The sequence below is a fragment of the Thermanaerothrix solaris genome (genome assembly GCF_032334255.1).
GTDB lineage: Bacteria > Chloroflexota > Anaerolineae > Anaerolineales > Anaerolineaceae > Thermanaerothrix > Thermanaerothrix solaris.
The window spans coordinates 181659-192819 of sequence record NZ_JAUHMF010000002.1 but is presented as its reverse complement, the minus strand read 5'-3'; the positions used below and the strand labels follow the sequence as shown (position 1 = coordinate 192819).

Annotated in this window: 9 protein-coding genes and 1 CRISPR repeat array; of the genes, 6 read left to right on the top strand and 3 right to left on the bottom strand. The window is 60.6% G+C overall.

Going from position 1 to position 11161, the window contains the following annotated elements:
• Positions 1 to 529 precede the first annotated feature (529 nt).
• Positions 530 to 1565: direct repeats of the CRISPR family, unit length 36 nt; unit sequence GTCTTAATGCCCTTTCGGGCATTTGATGATTCTGAC.
• 1025 nt (positions 1566 to 2590) lie between these two features.
• Complete coding sequence (locus tag QYE77_RS09045) at positions 2591 to 3103, bottom strand: flavodoxin domain-containing protein (RefSeq protein ID WP_315625070.1); 513 nt, start codon at positions 3101 to 3103, stop codon at positions 2591 to 2593.
• Between the two features lie 122 nt (positions 3104 to 3225).
• Between QYE77_RS09045 and QYE77_RS09040 the strand changes: the two genes are divergently transcribed.
• Together QYE77_RS09040 and QYE77_RS09035 are read left to right on the top strand one after the other, a co-directional pair.
• Positions 3226 to 4149 (top strand): DNA-methyltransferase, encoded by a 924-nt coding sequence (locus QYE77_RS09040; protein WP_315625069.1) that lies wholly within the window; start codon positions 3226 to 3228, stop codon positions 4147 to 4149.
• The gene (locus QYE77_RS09035) at positions 4146 to 5348 is read left to right on the top strand and encodes a hypothetical protein (protein WP_315625068.1); all 1203 of its coding nucleotides are present in this window, start codon (positions 4146 to 4148) and stop codon (positions 5346 to 5348) included. The genes QYE77_RS09040 and QYE77_RS09035 overlap by 4 nt, the downstream gene beginning before the upstream one ends.
• 6 nt (positions 5349 to 5354) lie before the next feature.
• Here the strand turns inward: QYE77_RS09035 and QYE77_RS09030 are convergent, their stop codons facing one another.
• Positions 5355 to 5864, bottom strand: coding sequence for a DinB family protein (locus QYE77_RS09030; RefSeq protein WP_315625067.1), 510 nt, complete (start codon positions 5862 to 5864; stop codon positions 5355 to 5357).
• A gap of 186 nt (positions 5865 to 6050) precedes the next feature.
• On the opposite strand from QYE77_RS09030, the gene dnaN reads away from it, so the two are divergent.
• Positions 6051 to 7175, top strand: coding sequence for a DNA polymerase III subunit beta (gene dnaN / locus QYE77_RS09025; protein WP_315625066.1), 1125 nt, complete (start codon positions 6051 to 6053; stop codon positions 7173 to 7175).
• Between the two features lie 2 nt (positions 7176 to 7177).
• Positions 7178 to 9595 carry a PEP/pyruvate-binding domain-containing protein gene (locus QYE77_RS09020; protein WP_315625065.1) on the top strand — a complete coding sequence of 806 codons (2418 nt, stop codon included), beginning with the start codon at positions 7178 to 7180 and terminating at the stop codon, positions 9593 to 9595.
• 148 nt (positions 9596 to 9743) lie between these two features.
• Here QYE77_RS09020 and QYE77_RS09015 read toward each other — a convergent pair whose 3' ends face one another.
• Positions 9744 to 10127, bottom strand: a complete 384-nt coding sequence (locus QYE77_RS09015; RefSeq protein ID WP_315625064.1) for a NifB/NifX family molybdenum-iron cluster-binding protein — start codon at positions 10125 to 10127, stop codon at positions 9744 to 9746.
• Positions 10128 to 10304: 177 nt separating this feature from the next.
• Between QYE77_RS09015 and QYE77_RS15370 the strand changes: the two genes are divergently transcribed.
• Both QYE77_RS15370 and nrfH read left to right on the top strand, forming a co-directional pair.
• Entirely contained in the window at positions 10305 to 10535 is a 231-nt protein-coding gene (locus QYE77_RS15370; protein ID WP_399390580.1) for a PH domain-containing protein, read from the top strand.
• A gap of 120 nt (positions 10536 to 10655) precedes the next feature.
• Positions 10656 to 11144 (top strand): cytochrome c nitrite reductase small subunit, encoded by a 489-nt coding sequence (gene nrfH / locus QYE77_RS09005; RefSeq protein WP_315625062.1) that lies wholly within the window; start codon positions 10656 to 10658, stop codon positions 11142 to 11144.
• The last annotated feature ends 17 nt before the right edge of the window (positions 11145 to 11161 follow it).

Sequence of the window (11161 nt, the reverse complement as noted above, 5' to 3'; positions counted from 1 at the left end):
CGGCCCGGTTTGTCCGCTGGCGAAACCGGACGGAGAGCATTTTCGCCCGTCCCGGCTCCGGATGGGACGGAACGCGACCCGGTGCGGCGAGGTGAGGGCGCGGTCGAACCCCACCGCGCTCGGGAGTGGGGGGATGAGCGCGCGGAAAAAAAAACCAGGGCTGCGCCGTTTTCACGCAGCCCTGATCTTGAAGGTGGGGGAGGCTCACCCGAACACCCCTAACCCGATTTTTGTTTTCGCCAGGCTTGAACCGCCTCCTCAAGGGTCAAACCGCTTCGTTCGAGAATTGCGCTGATCTTATCGAAAAGCAAATACATAATTTTCATCCCAGTTTCTTGACCGCCCTCTGGTGGCATTGCATCGTCCGGAGGGACTGCACCCGCAGGGGGAACGGATTCGTCGGGCTGATCGGGTAGTGGTGGAACAGGCCTATCTGGTACCATCTCAACTATACGCCTTCAAATCTGGGGGGATTTCATGCTCGGGAACCGCAAACCGTTCTGGCGTTATTTTAGCACAGATTGGCCGGGTCTTAATGCCCTTTCGGGCATTTGATGATTCTGACGGAAACGCCCGCGCCCACCACTCCACCTCACCAAAGGAGGGTCTTAATGCCCTTTCGGGCATTTGATGATTCTGACGTAATGCGTGTCTTGATCCGTCTCGTAAACAACTGCGCTGGTGTCTTAATGCCCTTTCGGGCATTTGATGATTCTGACTCTACAATGATCCTGCTCTCAGAGAGCGGGAGCACTCTTCTGTCTTAATGCCCTTTCGGGCATTTGATGATTCTGACCGACGACTATCGTGCGTCGGCGTGCATCGAGCATAGTCTTGACGGGTCTTAATGCCCTTTCGGGCATTTGATGATTCTGACGTTGGCGAGCAGCGAGACCAGCATCAACACAAGGCTGCTGTCTTAATGCCCTTTCGGGCATTTGATGATTCTGACGTCTTGCTATTCTGGATTTGGGTGTTTTAGAGAGCACGAGAGTCTTAATGCCCTTTCGGGCATTTGATGATTCTGACTTGAGAATTTGGACACGGAAGCCCGCAAGTTTCTGTTGTGTCTTAATGCCCTTTCGGGCATTTGATGATTCTGACACAGGAGGACAAAATGATTACAAGCACAAAAGTTGTAAACTGTCTTAATGCCCTTTCGGGCATTTGATGATTCTGACGCTTGAGTACTGTACTGATTTGGATGAGATCTGGAGTGTCTTAATGCCCTTTCGGGCATTTGATGATTCTGACGCTTTTACCTTGAGGATCTTCCATGATGACGATGATTCTTGAGTCTTAATGCCCTTTCGGGCATTTGATGATTCTGACCGCGCGCTGTATGTGTTCGATCTGTATGCCTATATCCATGGGTCTTAATGCCCTTTCGGGCATTTGATGATTCTGACGGACGATCTGATGAGGTAACGCTGCTAGGATTGCATGTTGAGAAGTCTTAATGCCCTTTCGGGCATTTGATGATTCTGACCAAGTTGGTGCGGTTCCCCGTCGGGCGTAATTTCTTCGCAGTCTTAATGCCCTTTCGGGCATTTGATGATTCTGACTGCAGACATCTAGACAACTAAAAGTGGGAGAAACTGCGCTTCTCCAAGCCCATTTCACGGGCTAAAGTGGGAGAAAACGCCCATGCGGCGGGCTGTTTTTAGCCCTCAAGTGGGAGTTTAATGTTCAACCCTTGAATTTTGCGTACCCCCCTTCCATTTTGAGCCTTTTTGGCCTCATTTTCGAGGGGGGGTACGCAAAAGTGATAAGTTTCACAAATTGACCCTGGCGGGCATTGAAATCATGTCTTGCGGGGTGTCCCCGCATGCTCTGGCCCTCCTCTCAACCTATGCACTTGTTAAGGTGCAGCGCGGGTTGTCTCTATTATAGGGATTTTCCCGCATAAAATCAAGCGCCCGGCGGGGGGATTTTTGGAAAAATCGCCCGGTTTTCTGCCGCCGGGTGGGGTGAAGCAGGTTGGCCCCGCACACCGGCCGGGCTACCCAAGCGGCAGGGACACCGCCTCGCTCCCCATCCCGGTGGTGCTCACCACCGGAGGGGCACAGCCGTCAGCCCGCTTTCCCGCGCGCGGACGGTGAGGGAGGTAGATCGGCAGCGCGCAGAACCCCTCCCCGCCGTCGCACACCACCAGCCCTCGGCGCGCATAGCAAGCACCCCCCGCCGGGGGCAGGGTTTACAGCCGCCAGAAAGCCACCTCGGCTCACCCCCCGCGGCCCGGGCCGAGCGCCTGCCTCGGGCGTCCTCGGCATCCCCGCCGATACCCGATCCTCCTCAATCGCGCCCCCGGCCTGAGATGCCCTCAGCGCAGACCCCATTGCCGCATCTACCCGCGCTGCAGGCACCGCCTCCCCCGCGCCAAAAACCCGCTTTGCGTCCGCCGCCCCGGTCTGCCCAACCCAACCGCGGGCACATCCTGGAGGCACAGGGCCGGGGCGTGGGAGAGACCATGGGCGCGCCCTGAAACGCTGGCCCACCCCATCCACTGCAAAGGGCGTGCCGAGCGAAGAGCGCACCCACCGTTTGGTTTCGCCAAACGGGCCTAAAGCGTCAACGCCACCGGCTCTTTTTAAACCGCCTGAAGCGCCGCCGCGATCGCGCGCGCCCAGTCCTCAATGTGCGCCCAATCGCGAAAATCCCCCGTCGGGGCTTTGAGCGCCTTGAGGATGAGGCGCTCGGCGAAATTGAGTTTCTGCGGCCAGATCGCGCCGTGGAAGAACGCCACATCCCGCGGGTGGATCAGATCGGCCAGCGGCTGCAGATCCGCGGGGAAACGCCAGCCCTGCATCAGCGTCACCGGGTCGCCGCGGCCGGTCGGCCCGGAGGAAAAGAGCCACGTGGGACGCGCGGCGAGGGCGGCGGCATGGGTCTTGAGGTACGCCGCGGCCGGAGCCAGCCAGCGCCCGGCATAGACCGCGCTGCCCAGCACCACGCCGGCGTAAGCCGTCGGGGGATCGGCCTGCGCGGCCGGCTGCAGGGTGACCTCCAGCCCGCTGTGGGTTAGCGTCGCCGCCACCCGTTCGGCGATCTCGCGCGTGGCGCCGTATTTGGTGGCATACGCCACCAGGACATGAGGAGACATGAGGTTACCTTTCGTACGGAATTAAGACCATTATAACCCATGCCAACTTGACACACCCTCAACCTGCAGGTAAGCTGAGAACAAACCCGGGCCAGAGGACTACCGCTGAAAGGATGGTTGTTGTGGATACGATTTTCGCCCACTCATGCGAACAGATGCCCGAATTGGCCGCTGACAGCGTGGCTTTGACGGTCACCTCACCCCCCTATTGGAACGCCATTGATTACGACATTCACGCCACCGATAGCCGCCAGTATTACCGCACGCGGCGATATGCCAATGGGTATAACGACTATCAAGACTATCTGGAATGGTTAACGCGTATCTTTCGTGAGGTCTATCGGGTGACGCGGCCGGGCGGTTTCTGCGCCATCGTCATCGGCACCGTGCTGCTGGAGGGGCGACTCTATCCGGTGCCGTTTGATACCGTCTCACGCCTGGTTGGCGAGGGTTGGCAATTCCACCAGGACATCATCTGGCATAAATGCACCGCCGGGGTCAAACGCGCCGGGGTAACCATTCAAAATCCCTATCCCGGCTATTACTACCCCAATATCATGAATGAGTACATCCTGATCTTTCAGAAGCCCGGCCCCAAACCTTACGTGGGACGCACCGAGGCAGAAAAGGATGCCGCCCGTTACCCGATTGATCGCCTGTTCACCCTGGACATCGCCAATAATATCTGGCACATCGCGCCGGTGCCGCCGGGCGTGATTGATCATCCGGCGCCCTTTCCAGAGGAGATTCCCTATCGCCTGATCACGCTCTATTCTTACCCCGGTGATCTGATCTTGGATCCCTTTACCGGCTCCGGCCAAACGCTCAAAGTGGCCCGTCATCTTGGCCGTCACTACATCGGCTACGAGATCATCGAAAAATATGTGCATCTCGCCGAAACGCGCATCAATGAGCCGCTTGCCCTGCGCGCCCAACAGCTGGTGGCCGTCTTCGAGAAGATTGACCTCAACGAACCACTGCCTAACGCCTCAAACCCCGCTCCAACCTCGGTCCAAATGCCACTCTTTGAAGAAGAGACGCCATGAACGAAGCCGACCCCATTGCCAATCTTGTGCTGCGCCTGGCCGAGCTGGGCCGCGCGCATCCCTCGGCACCGGACTTAACGCGTATCGAGCCTTTTGAGCCATTCTTTCACCACGGGAATCTGGATGCCCTTCATCTTGATAAGCGTGATGGGGCCCTAACCCGTCGCGAGGTCTTGACCCGCTTGCTGCTGCTGAGCGCGGTGCTGGATCAAGGGCCGGACATCCTCGGTTTGCGCGAGATGGTCACCCGTTTCACCAATGAGCTCTACCGCCGCGAAATTCGTTTCCTGCATAAACCGATCCTGTTTTTTGAGGAATTGGGCATTGCAATCGAGCAGTTGCTAGAACAACATGAAGCCGTCCGTAAGTTGCGAGCCGGAGACTGGGCAGCTGCCAATCGCACTAACCCTCGCCGTTATAACTTGTTCATGGATAATGCACACCAGGCATTGGGATATGCAGTGTTTCGCTGGGGAGTGCCACTGGCTCTCATCTATCTTTTAGAGCGCGAATCGGACGGACGAGAAACGGTAACGGCCCTGCTGGATTACCTGGAAAGTTACCCTTCGACCGAGATCATGACCCAGCAACTTAAGGATCATACCCGCTACGGGCTGGGCAAAGCCATCGGGGATAAAGCGGCCCATCTATTCGGCAAGTGGCTGGTCACTTCGTATCCGCTCACCCGGCGCACCGATGATCTGGCCTGGCAGGGGTTATCGTATGAAGTGCCCTATGACTCAAACGCCGGGCGTGTGTTGTGGCGGACCGGTTATTTGCTTCATTGGGCTAGCGAGGAAGACTACTTGCACTACCAGGTGCTTCAACCCCGACGTGGCAAGGGTGGAATGACCTATATTCGCGTGACCAACCTTCGGGGCAAACCCCTGGGGAAGGATCGGCTATTTACCGCCGCGCTGAAGGACGCCTACGACGACGTCTGTCGCCGTCACCTTAAGACCCATCGCCGTGCCCCGGCCAAGGTGGAAATTCAGCGCATTCAACATGCCTACTTATTAAGATTGAACCAACAGCACCAGCCACCCTTCGCTGCGGGCCATTTTGACGATGGACTGATTTACGTTGGCACAACCTTTTGTTTCAACCACGCCCAACCCGACTGCAGCCGCTGCCCCCTGCGCGATCTCTGCCGCGGTTATAACGAAACGCCGGCGCTGATCACCGCCTACCGCACCTAGGGCCTGCTACCACTCGCCGGCGTAATCCACGCGGTAGGGCTCGGCCATCCGGCGCACACGAGCATAGCGCAGTTCCACCAACTGGCGCAGGTGCAGTGTATCGTGCGCCACCCACGCCGCCAGCAGATCCCCCGCCCGTATCGGCCCGAATGAGGCCGGGTAGGTCGCCTCCCAGTTCACCTCACCCAACCCGTTCAGCCACACCACCGAGCGCTGGCGCTCGTTCATGAACTCCCGCAAGGCATCTTCCAGATCGCGCGCGTTGTACTGGCGGTCGGCGGGCGCGTGAGCCGGGTCAATCGGCGTCCAGGCTTGCTCGGGGTGGAAGAGCACCTTCTCCAGGCGCGGGCGGAAGTCCTCGCGTTCTTCGTCAATCAGATGCCCCAACACCTCCAGCGCCGACCAGGCCTCGGGGGCGGGGCGCTGGCGGGCTTCCTCGGGCGAAAACTCCATCAGCAGATGATAAAAAATCTCTCCGGCGTGAGCTAAATCCTGGATCAAGGCTTTGGCATTCATCGCACCACCTCCCTCGGCATGGGGTATCTCATCCTCTGGATACCTTCATTATACAGCCTGTCTTGACAAGGGGGTCTTTTCGGAAGCAGGAATTTTGCGCACCGCCGAGACTGGTCATTTAGGCGCTCTCGTTGTATACTTTTGGCAAGGTTTCTCATGCCAATACTGCGGGAGGGCGGCATCACCATGAAACTCACCGTTCAGCAACCCCATCTTGCGCACGGGCTCAGCCTGGTCTCCCGGGCTGTGGCCACACGCAGCACCCTGCCGGTGCTGGCCAACGTTCTGCTTGCCACCGATGAGGGGCGCCTGCGTCTTTCAGCGACCAACCTGGAATTGGGTATCTCGTGCTGGATCCCGGCCCAAATTGCCGAAGACGGCGCACTGACCGTGCCGGCGCGCACCTTGAGCGACATGGTCAGCGTTTTCCCCACCGAAGCCATTGCGCTCAGCCTCAAGGGCGGTACCACCCTCACCCTGCACTGCGGGAGCAGCCAGGCCGAGATTCGCGGCATCTCGGCGGATGAATTTCCGCCCATGCCCACCGCCGATAGCGCCGATGGCCTGGTCTTCAAAGCGGCCGAACTGAAAGAGATGATCCAGCAGGTGGTCTTCGCTGCCTCCACCGATGAGAACCGCCCGGTGCTGCAGGGGGTATTGGTTGAGGTGGCCGAGGGCGAGGTCACCTTTGCCGCGACGGATGGCTTCCGCATTTCGGTGCGCAAGATGGCGCTGGATACCCCCGCATCCCAGCCCCTGCGCCTGATCGTGCCGGCGCGGGCGCTCAACGAACTGGCGCGCATCCTCAGCGATGGCGAACAAACGGTGACCATGCTCACCCCGCCCGGGCGCGGCCAGGTGATCTTCCGTCAGCGCGAGGTGGAACTGGTCTCGCAACTGATCGAGGGCAACTTCCCCGATTACAAGGTCATCATCCCGCGCGCGGCCAAGACGCACGCCGTGCTTTCCACCAGCGCCTTCGCCAAAGCCTGCCGCCAGGCCGAGATCATCGCCCGCGAGGGCAACAACGTCGTCCGCCTCAACCTGCAACCGCGCACCGATGCCCCCGGGCAGGTGGAAGTCTCGGCGCAGTCCGAGCAGACCGGCGCCACCCAGGTCAGCCTGGATGCCAACATTGACGGCCCGGGTCTGCTGATTGCATTCAACGTGCGCTTCCTGCGCGAGGTGCTGGATGTGATCAAGACCCCCAGTTTTGCCCTCGAAATGAACGCCAACAACGCGCCGGTCACCATCCGCCCGATTGGCGATGAATCGTTTATTCACGTCCTGATGCCGATGCATTTGGGTTAGGCATGGGGTTTCCGTCCAGTCAGACCGACCGCCTGATCGAGATCTACCTCACCCTTGGGCAGTACCCGATCCTCAGCAGCCGCATCCGCGAACGGATGCGGCGCGAATTATTTGCCCGCGGCCTGATCACGCCGGCGGCGTTTGAGGCCGAGGTGCGCGAGATGGCGGTGCGGTCACAGGCGCGCGAAGGTCTGCGCGATCCCTTCAGCGAAGAGCCGGCGGACGTGTGGGAAATGCGTCTCTCCCGCGTCCGCGATCAACTCACCGACCTTAAATTCAGCCAATACCTCACCCTGGACGATCTGGAGCGCCTGATCGCGGAGGTGCTCAGCGAGCGCGGGGTTGATGCGGCCGGGTTGATGCTCTCGATCAACCCCGAACTGGCCCCGATTGATCTGGTCTTCGAGCAGGCCCTGACCATCGAGCGCCTGCCCCCGGCGAAGCGCACCCGCTACGAGGCGCGCCTGCAAGAGACCAAGGTGGTGCTCATCCGTCACCTGATCAGCGATCAACTGCCCTACGTGACCATTGCGCGGCGCTGGTTCACCGTGAGCGACCTCTTGCACATCCGCCGCCGCAAGATCGGCCCGGGGCGCATTGGCGGCAAAGCGGCCGGGATGATCCTGGCCTACCGCATCCTGCAAGCGGTAGCCGACCTGGGGGCGAACGTCACGCTTACCATCCCCGAATCCTACTTCCTCGGCGCCGATGTGCATTATGCCTTCATGGCCATCAACAACCTCTATCATTGGAACGACCAGAAATACAAGACCGAAGCCGAGATGCGCGCCGAGTACCCCCAGATTGTGCGCGATTGCGAGGCGGGCGAGTTCCCGCCCGATGTGCTGCAAAAACTGGAGATCCTGCTCAGCAACGTGGGCAAACAGCCGCTGATCGTGCGCTCCTCCAGCCTGCTGGAAGACAACTTCGGCACCGCCTTCGCCGGCAAGTACGAGAGCATCTTCCTGCCCAACCAGGGCACGCCGGAAGAGAACCTGCGCGCGCTGACGCGGGCGATTGCGCGCGTCTATGCCTCGACCTTCAACCCAAATGCCCTGCTTTACCGCCGCGAGCGCGGTTTGCTGGATTATGACGAGCGCATGGCGATCCTGATTCAGGTGGTGCAGGGCGAGCGCTACGGGCGCTACTTCCTGCCCCAGGCGGCAGGGGTGGCCTTCAGCCGCAACCTTTATCGCTGGGCGCCGCAGATCCGGCGCGAGGACGGCTTCGTGCGCCTGGTGTGGGGGTTGGGGACGCGCGCGGTGGAACGGGTGGGCAACGACTTTCCGCGCCTGGTGGCGCTCAGCCATCCCCTGCTGCATCCCTCCAAGGATGTGCGCATGATCCGCCGCTATTCCCAGCAGTACGTGGATGTGATTGACCTGGAGGACAACGCGTTCAAGACGTTGCCGGTGCCGGAGGTGCTCAAAGCGGATTACCCCGCCCTGCGCTACCTGGCACAGGTGGAAGAGGAGGGCTTCCTGACCTCGCTACGCACCCGCTACCTGGCCGGGGATTCGCGCCGCTTGGTGCTGACCTTTGACGATTTCCTGCGCCGCACCCCCTTTGCCGAGGCGATGCGCCGCCTGCTGCGCACGCTGGAGACGCACTACGGGGTTCCGGTGGATGTGGAGTTCACCGCCCAGGTGCAGGAGACCGGGGGTGGGCCGCATCTGTACCTGACCCTGCTGCAGTGCCGCCCGCAGAGCCAGTTGCAACCGCGCGCTGCCGCCGCCCTGCCCTCCACCCTGCCCGAAGAGGACGTGATCTTCCGCACCCAATTCGTGGTTCCCGAGGGGACGGTGGAGCGCATTGCCTACGTGGTATTCATCCCGCCCGAGGCCTATTTTGCCCTTTCGGCCTACCTGCTGCGGCAGGAACTGGCGCGCGCCATCGGGCGGCTCAACACCGCCCTGGCCGGCGAGTGTTTCATCATGGTTGGGCCGGGGCGCTGGGGCAGTTCCAACCCCGATTTGGGGGTGCCGGTGGGTTATGGGGATGTTTACCACGCCCGCGCGCTGGTGGAACTGACCGGCCAGCACTTCGGGCTGCCGCCGGAGCCCTCGCTGGGGACGCATTTCTTCCAGGATTTGCTCGAATCGCAGATCTACCCGTTGGCGATTGACCTCGACGACCGCACCACCCACTTTGCGCGCGCCTTCTTCTACGAAACGCCCAACCGCTTGAACGAGTTCCTGCCCAACCACCATCATCTGGGCGAGGCGCTGCGGCTGATCCGCGTCAGCGATTACCGCCCCGAGCACCACCTGGATCTGGTGATGAGCGATGAAAAAGGGGTAGCAGTGGCTTTCCTGCACGCGGATGCCGAGCACAACGGGCGCCTGACCGCCACTGCGCGGGCCGTGACGGTAGCGCTTGAATCCGAACCCGAGCCCCCCTTGCCGGAGATTTTGGAATAAGCGTGTTTCACGTGAAACCCGGCCGCAGTCTGAGACTGCCGCCGGGCTTGGTTCAGGCGCCTGGCACGGGCGGGAGCCCCGCAGGGCACGTTTCACGTGAAACCCAGGCCAGGCGCACGAAGCGTGTTTCACGTGAAACGCTGGCGGTCTAGGGCCGGTGCACCCGCCGCGGGTCGGAGCGCAGGGATCCGGCGCGGTAGGCGGCCAGCGCCGCTTCGATGGTGGGCTCGGCGACCAGATAAACCTCCAGCCCCTGCGCCTGGGCCCGCTGATAGGCCGGCTCGCCCATCCCGCGCGCGATCAGCACCTGACAATCGGCGATCACGGCGAACATGGCGGCCGCATGCCCGCCGGGGGCATGGTCTGAGGGATCATGCCCTGCGTGCTGACCGTGCTCATGGGCCGGCTTGGGACGCAGTTCGCGGGTGGTGTGGCCATCCTCGTGCAGGGTGACCACGGCAAAATAAGGGGCAGACCCGAGATGGGCGCTGATCGTCTCGCCGTCGGTAGTTGGAAAAGCCAGTTTTAGCATGGGTTGCGTCTCCCGAATAACGAGATGGGTATGGAATGCTCATTAATTTAGATGCGGGGAATTCAGAGAAGGTTACGGAGGGGTGGGGGCAGAGGCTAACTCGTGCAAGCCGTCGTGCGCTGGAAGGGGTGGGACGTATCACAAAGGTTCGTTTACAGTTTAGCATAAAAGGGATGGATTCAGCGCCGCACGCTGGAACTCCCCCTCCCGCAGATCGAAAGCATCGGGGTCACCCAGGGGTTGGGTGGCCGCATCTTCAACTACGGCACCCTGGTCGTGGTGGGCACGGGCGGCACCCGCGAGATCTTCCCGGCCATTCGCGCGCCCTTCAATTTTCGCACGCACATCATGCTCGAAATCCAGGCCCACACCCAAGCAGGGGGCGAGGGGAAGCCTCCCCTCTCGTGACCTTTGTCACAAAAAAATGAGGATGGTTATCATTTTGACTTACAATATCGGATATGGTAAATTAAAGCCAGGTTAAGAGACAGACCTGCTCTCTATATCCCCGACACCTGAGGAGTGACCATGCGCTTACCCCTCATCATCGGCCTGGTGGCTCTGGTGCTCGTGTTGGCCGTCGGCGCGGTCGTCACCGATTTCACCGCCTACCTCGGCGATGATCCGGTGGCGTGCAATAACTGCCACGTCATGGACGCCGCTTACGAGGGCTGGTACCACGCCAGCCATCAGCGTTGGGCCACCTGCAACGATTGCCATACCCCGCATGCCCTCATTCCTAAATATTTCGTCAAGGCGCGCTCCGGCTTCAACCACGTCACCGCCTTCGTCAGCGGGCACATCCCCGAACCCATCCGCGCCAAGGAATCCACCCGCCGCATCATCCAGGCTAACTGCTTGCGCTGCCACGCTGAGACCGTTTCCATGGTCGCCGATGGGCAGATGGATGCCGGGCGCTACTGCTTCGAGTGTCACCGCGAGGTGGCGCACGGCCCGCGCGGCGTCAGCATCCTGCCTTTTCAGGATACGGGCATCTATCGCCCGCCTCAACCCTAACCTCTTCGCCAGGACAA